Origin of the sequence: Nocardia sp. NPDC052254, from assembly GCF_040679495.1 — a bacterium.
GTDB lineage: Bacteria > Actinomycetota > Actinomycetes > Mycobacteriales > Mycobacteriaceae > Nocardia.
Window position 1 is genome coordinate 536127 of the sequence record NZ_JBFAUW010000001.1, and the last position, 18699, is coordinate 554825.

The 18699-nt window shown below is 67.9% G+C and carries 17 protein-coding genes; 8 read left to right on the forward strand and 9 right to left on the reverse strand.

The features are described 5' to 3' along the window. Nucleotides 1-12: 12 nt before the first annotated feature. Together AB0L57_RS02445 and AB0L57_RS02450 are read right to left on the reverse strand one after the other, a co-directional pair. The gene (locus tag AB0L57_RS02445) at nucleotides 13-822 is read right to left on the reverse strand and encodes an SDR family NAD(P)-dependent oxidoreductase (protein WP_364955839.1); all 810 of its coding nucleotides are present in this window, start codon (nucleotides 820-822) and stop codon (nucleotides 13-15) included. Nucleotides 823-841: 19 nt separating this feature from the next. Further along, entirely contained in the window at nucleotides 842-3187 is a 2346-nt protein-coding gene (locus tag AB0L57_RS02450) for a CoA transferase (RefSeq protein ID WP_364955841.1), read from the reverse strand. A 215-nt stretch (nucleotides 3188-3402) separates the two neighbouring features. On the opposite strand from AB0L57_RS02450, the gene AB0L57_RS02455 reads away from it, so the two are divergent. The 3 genes from AB0L57_RS02455 to AB0L57_RS02465 are packed head-to-tail and all read left to right on the forward strand — an operon-like array spanning nucleotide 3403 to nucleotide 5751. Further along, on the forward strand, nucleotides 3403-4134 hold the full coding sequence (locus AB0L57_RS02455) for an FCD domain-containing protein (RefSeq protein WP_364955844.1): 732 nt from the start codon (nucleotides 3403-3405) through the stop codon (nucleotides 4132-4134). Nucleotide 4135: 1 nt separating this feature from the next. After that, the gene (locus AB0L57_RS02460) at nucleotides 4136-4555 is read left to right on the forward strand and encodes an OB-fold domain-containing protein (RefSeq protein ID WP_364955847.1); all 420 of its coding nucleotides are present in this window, start codon (nucleotides 4136-4138) and stop codon (nucleotides 4553-4555) included. Continuing rightward, entirely contained in the window at nucleotides 4552-5751 is a 1200-nt protein-coding gene (locus tag AB0L57_RS02465; RefSeq protein WP_364955851.1) for a hypothetical protein, read from the forward strand. Before AB0L57_RS02460 ends, AB0L57_RS02465 begins: the two co-directional genes overlap by 4 nt. 87 nt (nucleotides 5752-5838) lie before the next feature. Here the strand turns inward: AB0L57_RS02465 and AB0L57_RS02470 are convergent, their stop codons facing one another. The 4 genes from AB0L57_RS02470 to AB0L57_RS02485 are packed head-to-tail and all read right to left on the reverse strand — an operon-like array spanning nucleotide 5839 to nucleotide 9232. Further along, a complete protein-coding gene (locus AB0L57_RS02470) occupies nucleotides 5839-6615 on the reverse strand; it encodes an SDR family NAD(P)-dependent oxidoreductase (protein WP_364955854.1) in 777 nt (258 codons plus the stop codon). Further along, entirely contained in the window at nucleotides 6608-6832 is a 225-nt protein-coding gene (locus tag AB0L57_RS02475) for an alcohol dehydrogenase catalytic domain-containing protein (RefSeq protein WP_364955857.1), read from the reverse strand. Before AB0L57_RS02475 ends, AB0L57_RS02470 begins: the two co-directional genes overlap by 8 nt. 47 nt (nucleotides 6833-6879) lie before the next feature. Continuing rightward, nucleotides 6880-8076: an acetyl-CoA C-acetyltransferase gene (locus AB0L57_RS02480; RefSeq protein ID WP_364955860.1), complete on the reverse strand. Its 1197-nt coding sequence runs from the start codon at nucleotides 8074-8076 to the stop codon at nucleotides 6880-6882. Nucleotide 8077: 1 nt separating this feature from the next. Continuing rightward, complete coding sequence (locus AB0L57_RS02485; protein WP_364955863.1) at nucleotides 8078-9232, reverse strand: acyl-CoA dehydrogenase family protein; 1155 nt, start codon at nucleotides 9230-9232, stop codon at nucleotides 8078-8080. A gap of 234 nt (nucleotides 9233-9466) precedes the next feature. On the opposite strand from AB0L57_RS02485, the gene AB0L57_RS02490 reads away from it, so the two are divergent. Genes AB0L57_RS02490 through AB0L57_RS02500 form a run of 3 tightly spaced genes read left to right on the forward strand, consistent with a single transcriptional unit; the run spans nucleotide 9467 to nucleotide 12138 of the window. Beyond that, complete coding sequence (locus AB0L57_RS02490; RefSeq protein ID WP_364955866.1) at nucleotides 9467-10315, forward strand: CoA ester lyase; 849 nt, start codon at nucleotides 9467-9469, stop codon at nucleotides 10313-10315. A gap of 1 nt (nucleotide 10316) precedes the next feature. After that, nucleotides 10317-11321, forward strand: coding sequence for a MaoC family dehydratase (locus tag AB0L57_RS02495; RefSeq protein ID WP_364955869.1), 1005 nt, complete (start codon nucleotides 10317-10319; stop codon nucleotides 11319-11321). Between the two features lie 25 nt (nucleotides 11322-11346). Then, nucleotides 11347-12138, forward strand: coding sequence for an SDR family NAD(P)-dependent oxidoreductase (locus AB0L57_RS02500; RefSeq protein ID WP_364955872.1), 792 nt, complete (start codon nucleotides 11347-11349; stop codon nucleotides 12136-12138). Between the two features lie 61 nt (nucleotides 12139-12199). Here the strand turns inward: AB0L57_RS02500 and dctP are convergent, their stop codons facing one another. Then, nucleotides 12200-13456 (reverse strand): TRAP transporter substrate-binding protein DctP, encoded by a 1257-nt coding sequence (dctP, locus tag AB0L57_RS02505; protein ID WP_364955875.1) that lies wholly within the window; start codon nucleotides 13454-13456, stop codon nucleotides 12200-12202. 220 nt (nucleotides 13457-13676) lie between these two features. Here dctP and AB0L57_RS02510 point away from each other — a divergent pair, with 220 nt between their 5' ends. Together AB0L57_RS02510 and AB0L57_RS02515 are read left to right on the forward strand one after the other, a co-directional pair. Then, a complete protein-coding gene (locus tag AB0L57_RS02510; protein ID WP_364955878.1) occupies nucleotides 13677-14870 on the forward strand; it encodes a CoA transferase in 1194 nt (397 codons plus the stop codon). Continuing rightward, a complete protein-coding gene (locus AB0L57_RS02515; protein WP_364955881.1) occupies nucleotides 14867-16255 on the forward strand; it encodes an amidohydrolase family protein in 1389 nt (462 codons plus the stop codon). Before AB0L57_RS02510 ends, AB0L57_RS02515 begins: the two co-directional genes overlap by 4 nt. Before the next feature lie 30 nt (nucleotides 16256-16285). Here the strand turns inward: AB0L57_RS02515 and AB0L57_RS02520 are convergent, their stop codons facing one another. Beyond that, nucleotides 16286-17389, reverse strand: coding sequence for an acyl-CoA dehydrogenase family protein (locus tag AB0L57_RS02520; protein WP_364955884.1), 1104 nt, complete (start codon nucleotides 17387-17389; stop codon nucleotides 16286-16288). Nucleotides 17390-17438: 49 nt separating this feature from the next. Continuing rightward, entirely contained in the window at nucleotides 17439-18698 is a 1260-nt protein-coding gene (locus tag AB0L57_RS02525) for an acyl-CoA dehydrogenase family protein (protein WP_364955887.1), read from the reverse strand. Nucleotide 18699: the final 1 nt, after the last annotated feature.

Consider the following 18699-nt stretch of genomic DNA (forward strand, 5'->3'; position numbering starts at 1 on the left):
TCGTATCCGTCGTCAGTCGAGAGGCACGTCGTCGTGGACGCCGCGCCAGGCCGTGGTCCCGCCGTCGACCGGCAGCACGACACCGGTCAGGAACGAGGCCCCGTCACTGGCCAGGAAGCACGCCGGATGCGCCACTTCCACCGGGAGACCGCGGCGCGGAATGAGATTCGTTCCGTACATCGACCGCGCCCGCAGCAGCCGATCCTCGCCGGCGGCCAGATGCGCATCACTCATCGGCGTCTTGATCGAGCCCGGGCAGTAGCAGTTCACCCGCACGTCCGGTGCCAGGTTGACCGCCGCCACCTTGGTCAGCTGGATCACCGCGGCCTTGGAGACTCCGTAGGCGACCATGTTGGTTCCCGCCAGCCCGGATACCGAGGCGGCATTGACCACCGACGGGCCGCGATCGGAGGCGCGCAGATACGGAGCCGCGAACTTGATCGCGGACCAGACGGCCTTGAGGTTGATGGCCATCACCGTGTCCCACACGTCTTCGTCGAGCGTCTCGATGCCGGTCCGGTCGGGCGGGGTGAACATGTGGTCGAGCACGCCCGCATTGTTGAACAGCGTGTCCACCCCACCGGCCCAGCCGGCGAAGTCGTCGACCATCTGCTTGATCTCCGTGGTGGAGCGCAGGTCCGCGCTGATGGCCCGGACCCGGGCGCCCGATTCGGCGACCAGCTCCGCGGTCGTGGCCAGCTCCGCGGCATCGACGTCGGTGACCCCGATCCGGGAGGCGCCCTGGCGGGCTGCCTCCAGGGCGAGCTCTCGCCCCATTCCCTTGGCAGCGCCGGTGATCAGCACTCTCTTGTCGTTCAACATGTCTGTCCCACTTCCGGATTCAGTTGCGCGCCGGTTCACGGCAGACGCCGCGCTCGACCAATTCGTCGATCGCCGTGGTCGGGTAGCCCAGTTCGGTGAGGACCTCGCGAGTGTGCTGGCCCAGCAGCGGGCTGGGGCCGCGCACCGCGCCCGGAGTGTCCGAAAGCCGAATGGTGACACCGACTTCGCGGCACCAGCCGTATTCGGGGTGGTGTTGTTCGACCACCTGTCCGGTCTCGGTGAGGGTCTCGTCCCACAGCAGCTCGGGCATGACCGGGTCCTCGGCCGGGATCTCGACCGGCACGCCCGCGCGGTCCAGCGCGCCGAACACGTCCTCGGTGTTGCGCTTGCCGAATGCGTCCTGCAGGCGAGCGGCCAGCTCGGCGGGGTTGTCGACGCGTTGCCGCTCGGTCCCGAATTCCGCTGTCCATTCGGGATGACCGAGCGCGGCGGCCAAGGCGGCGAATTTCCGGTCGCCGAATACCGCGATCATCACCCAGCCGTCGGCCGTGCGATACAGCCGGTACAACGGAGACCACCCGGTGGTGTCGGAGTCCAGCCGGTAGGGCTCGAGCGGATTGCCGTTCCCGTCCGCGGCCATCTCGGTGCGCACGAACAGGCTCGAATGCAGCTGCGGGCTCTCGAGGTACTGACCGGCGCCGGAATTCTGTCGGGCCACCAGTGCCATGAGCACACCGACGGCACCGAGGAACCCGTTGTAGAGGTCCTCATTGCCCATGACCCGCCGGATCGGGGCGTTGTCCGCACCGGCGCCGATGAAGTTCATGCCGACGAATCCGGACTGCAGCGGCGCGAAGCTCTTCAGTGAGGACTTCGGCCCGGTCGAGCCGAAGCCGGGAAGATAGGCGTAGATCAGCTTCGGATTGATCTTCCGCAGCTGTTCGTAGCCCAGGCCGATCTTCTCGGCCTTACCCGGCCGGAAGTTCACCGTGACCACATCGACTTCGGCGACCAATGCGCGGACGACTTCCTGGCCCTCCGGTGTCCGCATATCGATACACAGGCCGCGTTTGCCCCGCTGGGAGCATTCCCACAGGTCACCGAGCGGGCGCATCTGGTCGCCCGAGGGCGGCTCCACCTTCACCACCTCGGCGCCGAGATCACACAGCAGCTTGGATCCGAACCCGGTGGCGAAGAACGAGCTGAAGTCGGCGATCTTCACCCCCTGCAACGGTCGTTCCAGGTTCCGTGACGCCGCGGGCCGCCAGGCCGCACGCTGCCGCAGTTCGCCGAGTCTCTCGTCGTGGGCCCCGACCTCCGGCGCCGGCGTCGGCGTCGCGGGCGGCGTCTCGCGGAACCGCACCACGGGGCCGATCTGGCGGATCGTGCCGTGATCGGGGTCGGGCAACTCGATCGTGACACCGGCATGACGAATCTGCTCATCGTCGAAGATCTCGTGCGGCCGCAGCACCGGCAGGCAGGCGATGTCGTGCTCGGCGAACAACGCGACCCACTCGTCGCGGGGGCGCGACTCGAATGCCTGGGGCACGAGATCTCGCGCGATCACCAGCTCGTCGTCGTCGAGCGGCACCGACATCTCGGGGCCGTCGATCGTGCGCACGCGGTCACCGAACCCCAGCAGATCCATCATCCTCTTGTAGGAGCCGGGGCCGCCGGTGTGCGGAATCAACCAGTTCCCGTCCGCACATTGGAACGGGTCGGTGATCAGGCGCTTGTTCCCGAAACCCTGCTGTGTTCCGCTGCGGGCGAGATAGGAGATGTCCTTCTCGTTCCACCACCAGTTCATCCCGCGGATCGCGAGCATCCCGTCCAGCAACGACGTGTCGACGCGCTGACCGCGGCCGGTGAGTTTGCGCGCGTGCAGTGCCGACAGCACGCCGATGACCGCCAGGAACGCGGTTCCGTAGGACACGGTGGGATGACCGAGGAAGGTCGGGCCGGGCCGGTGCGCACGCTGTTCGGCCGTCATGCCGAGACGGGCGTTGAGCAACGCCTCATATCCCGGCCGCTGCGACAGCGGGCCCGCGGTCCCGTAGCCGGTGACCGTCAGGCACACCAGTTGCGGGTACCGCCCACGCAGTGTGGCGTGGTCCAGGCCGTTCGCTTCGGCGCGGCCCGCACCCCACGATTCGATGAACACATCCGCGGACGCGAGCAGCTCGTGCAGTGTCCGTGTGCCCTGGGAAGTCTCCAGATCAGCTGTGACACTCCACTTTCCGCGGTCGAGGACCTTGCGCAACGTCGCCTCGGCGCCGGGTGTGTACCCGGGACGCTCGACCTTGACCACTCGTGCGCCATAGTCGGCCAGCATCATGGTGGCGATACCCGCGGGCATGCCTCGGCTCGCATCGACGACCACGAGTCCATCGAGTGGACCAGGCATATGCACTCCTCACCTAGCAGTTCACGATCACAACCGAGTTGCGGACGAATCGAATCGCGTGCCGGCATCCGGACCCGTACGGCACGCGAAAGAAGAGCTTCCCCACCGCGCGACCGAATGATCAGCAGCAGATGGATCGCGTGTATCTATACATATCAATAGCATTGAATGTAGGGTGTGAAAGACGTCAGCACAAGAGCCAGGGAGGAACGAATATGCCTGCTGCGGAACGGCCGAAGAAGACTGCGCTACTCGTGGCACAGCGCATCGTGGAGGACATCAATCGCCGGGGTAACCAGATCGGTGATCGCCTGCCCCCCGAAAAGGTCATGCTCGAGGACTACGACGTCGGACGCGGGACATTGCGGGAATCACTGCGGTTTCTCGAACTCCAGGGCGTCATCACCCTGAAGCCCGGCCCCAGCGGCGGACCGATCGTGCAGCAGCCGGACAGTTCGGCACTGGCCACCTCACTGAGCCTGCTGCTGCAATTTCAGCAAGCTCCCTTCCAGACCGTGATCGAGACCCGCGCGGCCCTCGAACCCCGGATGGCACGCCTGGCCGCCGAGCGGATGTCCGAGCAGGACGCGGCGAAGCTGTTCGAGATCATCGAACTCGAACAGCAGAACCTCGACGACGAAACCGGATTCCTCACCCAGACGCGGCGCTTCCACATCACCGTCGCCGAGGGCTCCGGCAACCTGATCTTCGCGGCACTGTTCACCGCGTTGTTCGACATTCTCGATGGGGCCGCGGTCGGCGTGGAGTACCGGGCGCGGCAGCGGAAATTGACCGTGGAGATCCATACCTCCATCGCGACCGCGATCTCCGAACACGACCTCGATCGCGCCGAGGAACTGATGAACACCCATATGCAGGCGCTGGCCGCCTACACCCAGAAGCACTACGCCAAAGCGCTCGCTGCGCCCGTGATGTGGAAGATGTGAGATGACGACCCCGACCCGTCCGATCCCCTTCCCCGACGATGTGACCGAGGGATTCTGGGACAGCATTCGCGCACGCCGGCTCAGTATTCAACGCTGCGCGGCGTGCCGGCGATTCAACCACGCGCCGAGCCTGACCTGCCCTGCGTGTGGCAGTGAGGATCTCGGCTTCGAGGCGGTATCCGGCCGCGGCACCATCTACAGCTACACGGTGCTCGCGGAACCGCCCGGTCCTGGATTCGCCGATCTGGTCCCGCTGGTGGTCGTCATCGTCGAACTCACCGAGCAGCCCGGACTGTTACTGGTGGCCGACCTGCTCGGCGCCGGACCGGGCGAGGTGCGCATCGGCGCCGCCGTGGTAGTGGACTTCGAAGAAATTTCCGAGGACTGCGTGCTCCCGCAGTTCCGGCTGACGGAAGCGTGAGAAGACAGATGTGGGAACTACGCGACAAGGTCGCCGTCGCCGGCGTGGGATACAGCGAACTCGGCCGGCGGCTGCCGCGCACCCTGGCCGCGCTCACCATCGAAGCGTGCGACCGCGCACTCGAGGATGCGGGCCTGACCCGCGCGGACGTCGACGGCATCGCCACCTCCCCGTCGATGCCGCGATACGGCGGAACCAAGGGAACCGGCGAGGGAATCGACGTCGTGACCCCCTACCATCTCCCGCAACTGCTCGGCATCCGGCCGCAGATCACCTGGACCGGCTCCACCAACGGCATGGTGACCCAGAGTGTCATGGACGCCGCGATGGCGATTCACTCCGGTGTGTGCACGCACGCGCTGGTCTACCGGTCCCTGCACGTGCCCAAGGGACGATATGTCAACTACGACAGCACCATCGCCGCGGGCCCGGACCAATTCCAGGCACCGTTCGGTTTCAGCATGCCGCCGGCGTGGGCGGCGACGGTACTGCGCCGCTATCTCGACCTGAACGGGCTCACCCGCGAGGACCTGGCCCCGTACGCGGTCGCCAACCGGGACAACGCGCAGAAGAATCCGAACGCGTACTGGCGCGGGAAGCCGCTGACCACAACGGATTACCTGAATGCGCGGATGATCGCGGACCCGATGTCCATCCTGGACTGCGACATCCCCGTCGACGGCTCGGTCGCACTGCTGCTCACCTCCACCGAACGCGCGCGCGATCTGCGGCAGGCGCCCGCACTGCTCACCGGATTCGCCGCCGGCACGCATACCGCACCGACCGGTGCGGTGATGACCCTCGAAGACCTGGTCGAGGGTAGCGAGCAGATCGCGCGAACCCTGTGGCACACCAGCGGTCTCGGCCCGTCCGATATCGACAATGCCCAGTTGTACGACGGATTCAGCGTTTTCGTGCACACCTGGCTGGAAGGGATGGGATTCGTCGGCCGTGGCGAGGCGGTGGGGTTCACCCGCGACGGTCACACCACGCTGACCGGCAAGCTTCCGGTCAACACCGGTGGCGGCGCCCTCGGCGAAGGACGCCTGCACGGAATGACCCATCTCGCCGAGGCGGTCCTGCAGGTCACCGGTCGCGGTGGCGAGCGTCAGGTCACCGATGCGTCTCGCGCACTGGTGACCGTCTCCAACGGCCTGGCCAAATCGACCGCATTCGTCTTCAGCCGGGACCACTGACACAGACAACTCGCCCGGTACCGATCGGATCGGTACCGGGCGAGGAGATTTCGTGGACCGGTCGGGCCCGTACTGTCCGACCAGAACTCAGTGCGCGGCGAATTTCCCCTTGGCGAAACTCGCCTGGCCCGGCGCGTTCGTATAGCCCGCGTCGGCGAACAGTTCGGTCCCGGTGATGAAAGCCGAGTCGGCGCCGGCCAGGAACGAGACCGCGCCCGCGATATCGGAGGGCCGGCCCGGGCGCCCGACGAGCGGACTGGGGGCCATCGCGCGGGCGGCCGTCTCCAGATCGGCCGGGTCCTCGGCGAGTACGGCGGCGGTCATCGCCGAGACGATCGCCCCGGGCACCACCGAATTCACGCGAATACCGTAGTCGCGCACCTCGGCGGCCACGGCTCGGACGAGTCCGGCGACACCGGCCTTGGTCGCACTGTAGACGTGCGGGCCGACTCCTCCGACGACTCCGCCCGGGCTCGCGGTGACAATGATGGAACCGCTTGCGCGGGGGCGCATCACCCGGACCGCGTGTTTGAGACACAGCAGTGTGCCGCGCAGGTTCACCGCGATCGTCCGGTCGGCCTCGGCGGTATCGGTCTGCTCGATCGGGCCGAGCGCACCGAAGATCCCGGCATTGGCGAAGAAGACATCGAGCGGTCCGGCGCGGTTCACCAGGGACTCGACATCCTCCTCGCGGGCCACGTCGGTGCGGACGAACTCGCCACCGATCCGCTCGGCGAGCGCGTGACCGGCCTCTTCCTGCACATCCGCGACCAGCACGCGGAACCCGTCGCGGGACAGCCGCTGCGCACATGCCGCGCCGATACCGCTCGCCCCGCCGGTGACGATCGCGACCCGTTCACTCATGGACGGCCACCAGCCGTCCCGCGAGCTCGTGACCGGGAGTCGACGGGAACGGCCCGGTCCGTTCGCTCCACTGCGGATCGGGCAGGATCCCGACATCGGTATGGCCCAGCCCGGCGGCCTTGATCCCGATCAGCACCTCATCGGCCTCGGGGCGCGGTGCCGGCACATCCCGCAGCACCAGCGGATCTCCCGCACGTTCGAATCGCCACGCTCGCACAACCGATCTCCCAACTTTTCGTTGCTTCGCCCGTACCTGCCGACGTTTCAGGCCGAGGTGACCGATGCGGCCATGCCTTGGCCGCCGCCGATACACATCGTCAGCAATGCGCGGCCGCCGTCACGGCGCCGCAATTCGTGCAGCGCGGAGGTCAGCATTCGCACGCCGGTGGCGCCGATCGGGTGGCCGAGCGAAATTCCGGAACCGTTGACGTTCAACCGGTCTCGGTCGTCCCAGCCCCAGCCCCGCAGCACACCCAGCACCTGACTGGCGAAGGCCTCGTTCAGTTCGACCAGGTCGAAATCGTCGAAGCCGAGTCCGGTGCGGGCGAACAGTTTCTGCACGGCGGGCACGGGCCCGAGGCCCATCAGCGCCGGATCACATCCGACCGCGGTCCAGCCTTCGAGGAACCCGATCGGTTCCAGTCCGAGCTCGTCCAGGCGGTCCTCGGCGACCACGAGTACCGCTGCCGCGGCGTCGTTCTGCTGGCTCGCATTGCCTGCGGTCACCACCCCGCCGGGGGTGACCGCGCGCAGCTTCGCGAGGGATTCGGCGGTGGTATCGGGCCGGATCCCCTCGTCACGATCGAATGTCGTCACCTTGCCCTTGCGGTCGGTGACCTCGACCGGAACGACTTCGGTGTCGAATCGGCCCGTCTCCCAGGCGGCGTGGGCCCGGCGATGGCTTTCCGCGGCCAGCAGATCGGACTCCGCGCGAGTGATCCCGTACTTCGCCGCGACGTTCTCGGCGGTCTCGATCATTCCGCTGATCCGGCCGAATCGCCATTCCGGCTGCGACCGCTCGCGACCACGATCGAGGCGGTCGAACAGCTGCAGACCGCCGGATCGGGCACCCCAGCGCGCGCCGGTCGTGTAGTGCTCGATACTGCTCATCGACTCGACCCCGCCGGCCACCACGACATCGGCCGCACCGGTCTGCACCATCATCGCGGCGGTCACCACCGCCTGCAGCCCTGTGCCGCAGCGGCGATCGGTTTGCAGCCCGGCCACCGAGATCGGCAGGTCCGCGTCCAGGGCGGCCCAGCGGCCGATGCAGGGGGCCTCCGAATTCGCGTACGACTGCCCCATCGCCACATCGTCGATTCGCTCGGGGTCGATCCCCGACCGTGCGACGGTCTCGCGGAGCACCGTCGTCGCCAGGGTCACCGCCGGTACATCCTTCAACGCTCCACCGAACCGTCCGACCGCGGTACGGACCGGAGCCACCAATGCCGCACGTTTCATCTCACAGCCCCCCGCGGGCCACGAGCTGGGCGGCGATCACATTGCGCTGGATCTCGTTGGTCCCCTCTCCGACGATCATCAGCGGGGCATCGCGGAAGTAGCGCTCCACGTCGTATTCGGTGGAGTACCCGTACCCGCCGTGGATGCGAACCGCGTTGAGCGCCACCTCCATCGCGATCTCGGACGCGTACAGCTTGGCCATGCCGGCCTCCATATCGCAGCGCTCGCCGCGGTCGTACATTTCCGCCGCGTGCCGGGTGAGTTGTCGCGCGGCGGTCAGCTTGGTGGCCATATCCGCCAGGTAATTGCCGACCGACTGATGTTTCCAGATCGGCTGACCGAAGCTCTCCCGCTGCTGCGCGTAGGCCAGCGAATCCTCGAGCGCCGCGGCGGCGACACCGAGTGCCCGCGACGCCACCTGGATCCGTCCGGTTTCCAGCCCCTTCATCATCTGCCCGAAACCCTTTCCGGGCGTTGCCCCCAGCACCGCGTCCGCCGAAATCCGGTAGTTGTCGAATGCCAGTTCGCAACTCTCGACGCCCTTGTAGCCGAGCTTGGGCAGATCCCGCGAGACCGTGAGCCCGGGGCCGTGCTCGACGAGCACGATCGAGATGCCCCGGTGCCGCGGCGTCGCGGTCGGGTCGGTCTTGCACAGCAGGGCGATCACTCCGGCGCGGCGCGCGTTGGTGATCCAGGTCTTCGCGCCGTTGATGACGAGATCGTCGCCGTCACGTTTGGCGGTGGTGCTCATGGCCTGCAGGTCCGACCCACCGCCAGGCTCGGTCAGTGCCATGGTCGCGCGGATCTCACCGGTCGCCATCCGGGGCAGGTAGCGCTGCTTCTGCTCCTCGGTGCCGAACAGGCCGATCAGCTTGGCCACGACCGTGTGCCCGCCCATCGCTCCCGACAGCGACATCCAGCCCCGGGCAAGCTCCTCGGTGACCTTGACGTAGCAGGGCATCGATACCGGTGCGCCGCCGTATTCCTCCGCGATCGCCAGACCGTAGATGCCGATGCGTTTCATCTGCTCGATCCACTGCTCGGGATACTCGTTCGCGTGTTCGACCTCTTGTACGGTCGGTTTCACCTCGCGATCGATGAACTCACGCACCGTCTCCACCAGGAGGGTCTCTTCATCGTTCAGGTAGTAGCTCACGCCCCACGCCTCGTCGTGTCGCGGGCTCTCCCGAGCCCGAAAACGGATCTGTACGGCCATAGTCAGTCAGCCGAAAGAAAATGTCAATCATGATAAACATTTACAGAGACTGGGATCTCTGGGAGACTCCAGAATCGGGTGCGGCGCCGGTACATCAGGGTCGGCGCCGCCCCGTCCGGGCACCCGCGGCTCAGCCTCGGTACAGGTCAGCACACGATCGAGAAGGAACATCCCGTGAGAGATGTACGCCGACGAGCGGCGCTCGTCGCCCCCGGCTCCGATGCACGCAAGGCACGCAAAGCGCTGGTGAGCAGTGCGGACGAGGTGGTCCTCGACCTCGAGGACGCGGTCACCACCGCGCTCAAGGTCACGGCGCGCGCCCTGGTGGCGGACCTGGTCCGCACGCACGGCAGAACCCGCGCCGTATCGGTGCGGATCAACGGACCGGGTACCCCCTGGTTCGCCGATGATCTGCGCGCCTGTGCGGCACTGGGCGACACGCTGGCCTCGGTGGTGATTCCCAAGGTCGACGGACCGGCCGATCTGGCCGAGGCCGACGCCGTCCTCGCCGCGGCCGGTGCCGCGGATCTGCCCGTGCAGGCGCTGATCGAGACACCGGCGGGAGTCGGCGCCATCGACGACATCGCCGCCGGTCCACGAGTACAGGCACTGATCATCGGCTATGCCGATCTCGGGGCCGCGCTGGGCCGCGCCGCCACCGCGACACCGCAGCAGTGGTTGTTCGTGCAGGATCGTGTCCTGCACGCCGCACGCGCGGCCGGGGTCCAAGCCATCGACGGTCCCTACCTCGCGATCGCCGACGACCTCGCCTTCCGTGCGGTCACGCGGTGGGTGGCCGAGCTGGGATTCGATGGCAAGTGGGTCATCCATCCCGCCCAGATCGCCACGGCGAAGGACGCTTTCACCCCGACCGCGCAACAGGCCGAGCACGCTCGGCGCGTACTCGAGGCCCTCGTACAGGCGCAGGCCCGCGGCGCGGGAGCCGCCCAGCTCGATGGGCAGATGCTCGACGAGGCCGTGGCCGTCGCGGCCCGGCGCACCCTGTCGATGATCGGAGCATGAGATGAGCAGCGATACCGTCCGCCACGTCGGCGGGCCGTACTTCGACGAACTGTCGATCGGACAGCGCTTCGACACCGCGCCCGCGGTCACCCTCACCGATGGGCTCGCCGCGGTGCATCAGAGCATCCTCGGCGACCGGCTGCGGCTGCCCCTGGACGCGCGGCTGTCGACAGCGGTGACCGGTGCTCCCGTCGCCCACCCGGGCCTGGTCGCCGACCTGTCGATCGGCCAATCCACGCTCGCGACACATCACGTGAAGGCCAACCTGTTCTACCGTGGCCTGCGTTTGCATCGGCTGCCACACATCGGCGACACCCTCTACACCGGCACCGAAGTCGTCGGCCTGAAACAGAATTCCGCCAGATCGGGACGCCGGCCCACGGGCCTGGCCGCGTTGCGGATCACCACGACCGATCAGAACGACGCCACGGTACTCGATTTCTACCGCTGCGCGATGCTGCCGCTGAGCGAGCAGCCCGATCCGGCGCGCACCGCGCCCGCCGATGATCTGGCAGCGATCGAACCGCGCGACCTGCCGCCTCTGGCAGCACCGGCCGAGCTGGATCTCGACGCCTATCGCGCGCGGGTGCCCGGCGCGCACTTCGATCCGGCACTCGTGGGCACGACCTTCGAGTCCAGTGGTGACGTGGTCACCAGCGCGCCCGAACTGGCTCGCCTGACCCTCAACATCGCGGCCACCCATCACGACGAACGAGTGGGTGACCACGGACGACTCGTCTACGGCGGCCACACCATCGGGCTCGCCTTGGCCCAGGCCTGCCGCGCGCTGCCGAATCTGGTGACCGTCCTGGGCTGGCGGTCCTGTGATCACACCGGACCCGTACACGAGGGCGACACCCTCACCAGCACCCTGCACGTCGACGCCGCCGACTCGCTGCCTGCCGGCGGCGGGGTTCTCGAGCTGCGCTCCCGCGTCCACGCGCACCGCGGAAACGACGCTCCCGCACCGGTTCTGGACTGGCGGTTCACCGCCCTGTTCGCCTGATTTCCCCCACACGAGAGGTAGCACCATGAGTAGCACTGGACGCCTGGCCGGCAAGGTCGCGCTGATCACCGGCGCGGGTTCGGGACTGGGCCTGGCCTCGGCGCGGCGCTTCGCGGCCGAAGGCGCGGCCGTCGCGATCGTCGATCTCGATCCCGCCGCGGCCACCGCCGCCGCCGAGGAGATCGTCGCGAACGGCGGCCGCGCGTTGCCGGTGACCGCGAACGTCACCTCCGACGCCGACGCGCAGCGGATGATCGCGGCGACCCTGGCCGAATTCGGTCAGCTCGACGTCGTGTTCGCCAATGCCGGGATCAACGGCGCCGGCGACGCGGCCGACACCACCGAGGACGAGTGGGATCGGGTCATCGCGATCAACCTCAAAGGTGTGTGGCTGACGTCGAAGTACGCGCTGCCGCATCTGATCGAGCGACGGACGGGTTCGATCATCAACCAGGCCAGTATGGGCGGGCTGATCGGGCTTCCCGGAATCTTCCCCTACTCGGCGGCCAAGGGCGGCGTCATCGCGATGACCAAGCAGATGGCGGTCACCTACGGACCGGACAATGTCCGCGTCAACGCGATCTGCCCCGGCACCATCCCGACCCCGCTGGTGTATCAGTCGCGCGTGGACCGCGGCACCGCCGCACCGGATGCCGATCAGGCCGCCCTCGATGCCGATGCCGCCGCGCGCTTTCCGCTGCGCCGCCTGGGCAAGCCCGCGGACCTGGCCTCCATCGCGCTGTTCCTGGCCTCCGACGAGGCCGATTGGGTCACCGGCGGCATCTACACCGTCGACGGTGGCCGTAGCGCCTTCTGATACCGGCAATGCCCGGCGGGCAGCGGAATTCGCTGTGCCTGCCGGGCATTTCGCTGTGCGCTCAGGCCGGGCGACGCGGCAGGAAGACGTCTTCGTAGACCCGCCGGACGTAGCGGTCGACATCGATCTTCTGCGGGGTGTACCAGTCGGCGAAGCCGTTGTAGTCGGTCTCGTTGCGGTAACCGAGTTCGGCGACGATGCGACTCCACTTGTCGGCGGCCGTCCGGACCGAGGCCACGAACGCCGCACCGTCCGACAACGCCCGCTCGTGCGCGGTCTCGTCGATGATCTTGTCGTTGGTGCGCTGCAACGCGGCGCGCGCATCGGCCGACAAGGGCAGTACCGATCCGCCGTACTTCTTGATCTTGCGCACCGAACTCACCGTGACGGGCCAGATCTTGTCCTTCACGATCGCGGTGACGAAGACGTCGAGGCGATCCCACAGCAGTTGCTGGGCCGCGCGCGGCAGGTTGTTCCACATGTCCTCGTTGAACACCATGTTCGCGGTCGGCACGACCAGCCCGGCATCGGGATCGATGACGGTGTGCGGCGCGACCTCGACCAGACCACCGATCGTGGCGGCCGACGGACTCACCATCGAGCAGTCGATCACACCACGCTGCAGCGCCTCGTAAGCCTCGGTGTAGGCCACCGATGTCGACGTACCGCGCAGGGCGGCGACCTGCTCGCCCCCGGCGGTGCTGCCGATCGAGATGCTCTTGCCGGCGAAGTCGCGCAGGCTGGTTCGCGGTTGCGCGCAGAACAACGCGTTCGTGCCGGCGTTGTAGCCCGGCATCATCAGCTTCAACCCCTTGTCCTCGAACTCCGACACGATCTCGCGAGTCGAGAACGCGACCTCCGCCGGCCAGGCGTTGGACTGCAACGCACCGGTGACGACACTCTGATCCGACAGCACACCGGCGTTGCCGAGAGCCGACATCGCCGGGAATTCCTTGGGCTCGTACACGGTGAGCACCTGGGCCATGTCCAGGCGCCCGTCGCTGACGGCGTCGTCGATCTCGGTGGACTTCGCGATCGCGTCCGAGTACGCGACATCGAAGGTGATCTTCCCGCCGGACCAGTCCTGTACCGCGGCGACGTACTCCTCGACGAAGGAACCCGAGACCGACCCCTTGGCGCCGGGCGACTGCGTGTGCAGAACGATCGGACCCGCGTCGGCGAGGGCTTCCCGAAACTGCTCCTTCGTGGCGCCGTAGGCAACACTCGGGCCACCGCCGCGGGCGCCACCGACGCCCGATTCGGCGCAACCGGCGAGCACGAGCGCGCCGGCCGCGACGCAGGCTAAGAACTTGGTCACTTGCTGGGTCTCCCTTGAATGGGCCGCGGAGGCCGAAACACGATGCGAGACAGGCCGATCGAAACTGCCGTCGCGCACGGAGCGACGTGAGCACACTCACGTTATGATGCTAATCATGCGTCTGATTTGACGGAATTGTCAATATCTATGCGCCTGAATTAGCGCGCGAGGTCGCCTCAATCTCTGCGTATGATTATTAGCACCGGGTATGATCGGCGCCGTGTCCGGCACCTCGGGAAATACGTCGCAGCGCGTGCGCGACTGGGCGGAGAGCGGAGTGCCCGCCCTCACCGGGTACGCCGACGGGCCGCCGCTGATTCCCCCCGGCACCGCGGCGACGACGGCCCGGCGCCACACCGACCGGATCGCCGAGGTCACCGGCGGCCGGGTCCGGCTGGACGGCGCACGATTGCTGTCCGAGCGGGCCGCCTTCACCGGATTCGGCCGTGACGGAACGACATCGGCGGGCGGGCACTGCCGCTTGCTGCCCACCCTCGACGGCTGGGCGGCGGTCAGTTGCGCACGCCCCGACGATCCCGTACTGCTCGGCGCACTCGTATGCCGCGAGATCGGCGACGACCCCTGGCCCCCGGTGACCGAATGGCTGCGTACCCATTCCGGTGCCGAACTGGCAGAGCGCGCGGAACTCCTGGGCGTGGCCGCGGCCCCGCTCGTACCGGCGGCCGTCACCGCCGTGCCACCGTTGTCCCCGCGTCCGGTGGACGGGTTGCGGGTGATCGATTTCAGCGCGCTGTGGGCCGGGCCGCTGTGCGCCCACCTGCTCGGCCTGGCGGGCGCGCGCGTCATCAAGGTCGAGACGCCCACCCGCCCCGACGGCGCGCGGCGCGGCGATCCCGGCTTCTACCGGCTGCTGCACGCCGGCCACGAATCCGTCGTACTCGATCCCGGTGACCCGGCACAGCGCGACGCGCTCGCCGACCTCGTCGCCTCCGCCGACATCGTGATCGAAGCCTCGCGTCCCCGCGCACTGGCCGGATTCGGCCTGGCCGCACAGGCATTCGCCGACGCGGGCGGCACCTGGATCTCGATCACCGCGCACGGCCGGGCCTCCAACCGGATCGGATTCGGTGACGATATCGCCGCCGGCGCGGGCCTCGTGGCACGCGCCGGCGACGGCACTCCCCTGTTCGTGGGCGATGCCATCGCCGACCCGCTGACCGGCCTCGCCGCGGCCGTGCTCGCGATGTCGGCTCCCGCCGACGGCAGTGGCCGGTTGTGGGACATCGCGATGTCGTCGGTCGTGGCCGCGACACTCGATCCCGATTCGGGTGCCGAACCCGCCGACGAATCGCAGATCATCGCGCCGAGCCGCCGGGAAGCGATCGGAGAGGCGCCCGGCAGCGGCCGCGACACCGCCGCCGTACTCGCCGAGCTGGGCAGGCGAATGCCATGACCGAGCTCATGATTCGCGCTGCCGAGCTGTCCGGTGCGCGCGCCGACGTCCTGGTACGCGACGGAACCATCGCCGCGATCGGTACCGACCTGGTCGCGCCCGGAGTTCCGGTACTCGATGCCGGCGGCGGGGCGCTGCTGCCCGGCCTGCACGATCACCATCTGCACCTGCACGCGCTGGCAGCCGATTCGAATTCCGTGCGCTGCGGTCCGCCCCGGGTCCGCACGGCCGAGGAACTGGCCGGCGCACTGGCCACGGTCCCGGGCGACGGCTGGATCCGCGGGGTCGGCTACGTCGAAACCGTTGCCGGCCTGCTCGATTCGACTGCGCTCGACGCGTTGTGCGCGCACCGTCCGGTACGTATCCAGCACCGCAGTGGCGCCATGTGGATTCTCAACTCGGCCGGTGCGCGCCTGGTCGATCTGGAATCCGCGACCGACCCCGGTGTGGAACGCGACGATCGCGGCCGCCCGACCGGCCGCATCTGGCGCGCGGACACCTGGTTACGGTCACGACTGCCCGATACCGGGCCGCCCGATCTCACCGCTGTCGGTCTGCGGCTGGCACGCTACGGAATCACCGGAATCACCGATGCCACACCGGATCTGGGTGCGCAGTCGCTCGCGAGTCTCACCGCCGCCGCGGGCTCCGGGGCGATCCCGCAGCGGCTGCATCTACTCGGAGTCCCGCTCGGCCACTCCTGCGATCCCGCCGTGACCGTCGGGCCGTACAAGATTGTCATCGCCGATTCCGACCTGCCCGACATCGCCGATCTCGAGGCGACGGTCCGGCGCGCGCACGATCTCCGGCGTCCGGTCGCGGTGCACTGTGTCAGCCGGGAGGCGCTGCTGATCCTGCTCGCCGTATTCGATGCCACCGGCACCATCACCGGCGACCGGATCGAGCACGGTGCCATCATCCCGGTCGAGATCATCGAGGTGCTGCGGCGTCGGGGAATCACCGTGGTGACACAGCCGGGTTTCATCGCCGACCGCGGCGACGACTACCTGCGCCGGGTCGACAGCCGCGACATCGGCGATCTCTACCGCTGCCGCAGCCTGTGCGATGCCGGTGTGGGCCTTGCCCTGTCGAGCGACGCCCCCTACGGTCCCGTCGACCCGTGGCAGGTCATCGCCGCGGCCATCGAACGCCGCGCCCCCGGCGGCGCACTGGTCGGCGGCGAGGAAACGCTGCGGCCCTGCGACGCCGTGGATCGCTATCTGGCACCACTGCACGATCCGGGTGCACCGGCCCGTACGGTGACAGCGGGAGCCGCCGCCGACCTGGTCCTCCTGGATCGGCCGATCGCGCAGATGTATTCCCGCCCGAGCGGTGACGCGGTGCGGTGCACACTCATCGGCGGCCGCGTCGTGTACGAGCGGTAGGTGGCCCGGGATCACCGGACCACCCACCGATCAGATTCCGACCAGGTCGGCCAGAAGTTCGGTGTGGTGCGCGTTGTTGCCGAGAATCGGCTCGGTGGCCTTGGCCCGGCGGAAGTACAGATGCGGATCCGCTTCCCAGGTGAAGCCGATGCCGCCGTGCACCTGAATGTTGTGTGCCGCACAGAGAGTCAGGCATTCCGATGCCTGTGCCTTGGCCATCACCGCGACCCGGGCGAACTCGTCGTTGTCCTGGTCGGCGCACATGGCGGCGTACATGACGGTCGCCTGCGCCGCGTCGATCGCGATGGCCATATCGGCGCACTTGTGCTTGATGGCCTGGAAGGACCCGATCGGACGATTGAATTGCACGCGCTGCTTGGCGTAGCTCACCGCCATGTCGAGGACGGCCTCGGCGGCGCCGAGCGCTTCGTTCGCGAGCAGGGTGCGGACGAGGTTGACCACGCGGCCGATCGACACCGGGTCGGCGCCCAGTACACGGGCGTCGGCGTCGACGATTTCGACGGTGGCGACCGGCCGGGTCAGATCCAGCGACGGCTGCGCGGTGACGTGCACGCCGGATGCGTGCGCGTCGAGCAGATACAACGCCACCGCGTCGCCCGCCGGGACCAGTGCGGGCACCACCAGCAGATCGGCCACGTGACCGAAGGTCACATAGTCGAGCCGGCCGGTCAGGCTGGGCGCCGACGGATCACCCGTCGCGCGTACCTTCGCCGCGCCGACCGCGGTGTCGTCGGATCCACTGAGCGCCAGCGCACCGATGACACTGCCGTCGAGCAGTCCCGGCAACACTGTCGTCTGCTGTTCCTCGGTTCCGAGTCGCAGTACCGCTTCGATCGCCCCGGTGGTGGTCACCATCGGCACCGGAGTGAGGGCGCGGCCCAATTCCTGTGCCACGAGGGCTGTTTCGAGGAAGCTGAATCCTCCCCCGCCGAACTTCTCCGCGACGTGCAGGCCCGGAACACCCATGTTCGAGGCCAGCAACCGCCACGTCTCGCCGTCATGGCCGCCCTCCTCGGCGACCTCGCGGACGCGGGTCAGCGGAGCACGTTCGGAGAGGAGACGGCGAAGCGAACTCCGAAACTCCTCCTGGTCTTCGTCGAATGCGAAGTACACGGTGGTCTTTTCCGTTCTTCCGTTTCGCCGGCGCGGCGAAGGTATCGAATCAGGCGCTGCGACGGCGTCCGATGTCCTGGAAGGGACCGCTGTCGAGGCGAGGCTCCTTGGGCAGTCCGAGCAGTTGCTCGCCGATGATGTTGCGCTGGATCTGCGAACTGCCGCCGTAGATGGTGGCGGCGCGTGCGTACAGCGCGATATCGGTCCAGCAGCGCGACGAGTTGTCCGCGCCCGGGTTGGGCGTCACGAGGATCCCGTCGTTGCCACCACCGGTCGGGGTGAGCGCCTCGAGACCGAGGACTTCCATGCCGATTTCGGTGTACCGCTGGAAGAATTCGCTCCAGATCACCTTCGAGAACGAACCGTCCACACCGTAGGAGCCGCCGTTGAGCAGCTTGGTCAGCGCACGGTAGCCGCGGAAACGCATGGTCTGCACGCGCGACCAGCACCAGGCCAGCTCGGCGCGGATTCGCGGGTCCGTGCTGAGTCCGCGCTCGCGGGCCAGTTCGATCAGTCGCTCCACCTCCCGGCCGAAGCGCACGGCATCGGTGGTCGCGCGTACCCCGCGCTCGAAGCCGAGCAGGGTGTTGGCGGTCTTCCAGCCACCGCCCACACCGCCCAGCACATGCGACGCCGGGGTCCTGGCATCGGTGAAGAAAACCTCACTGAAAGCGACATACCCGGCCGCGTTGACGATCGGGCGCACTTCGACGCCGGGCTGATCCATCGGCACCAGCAGGAACGACAGTCCCCTGTGCTTGGCCACCGCCGGATCGGTCCGCGCGATCACGAAGATCCAATTGGCGTTGTGCCCCTGCGATGTCCAGGTTTTCTGACCGTTGATCACCCACTCGTCACCGTCGCGGACCGCGCGGGTGCGCATCCCCGCCAGATCGGAGCCGGCCTCGGGTTCGGAATACCCTTGGCACCACACGTGCTCGCCCGACAGCACCTTGGGCAGGAAGTACTCCTTCTGCTCGTCGGTGCCGAGTACGGTGATGGTGTTGCCGAGCAGTTTGATACCCAGGGTGTCGTTCTCGGTGCCGTCCGGAACGCCGAGCCGCATGAGCTCCTCGTTCAGCACGACCTGTTCGATGCCCGACAGACCGGCACCGCCGAACTCCTTGGGCCACGACACCGCCAGAAGATCGTTGTCGGAGAGCACCTTTCGCCAGCTCTTCAGGAATTCTTCCTGTTCGGCTGTCGGCAGTGCGCCGATACCGCACCAGTCGGCGGGTAGTTCGGACTCGAGCAGCGCGCGAATCTCGCCGCGGTACGCCTCGGCGGCCGCGGGATAGGTGATATCCATG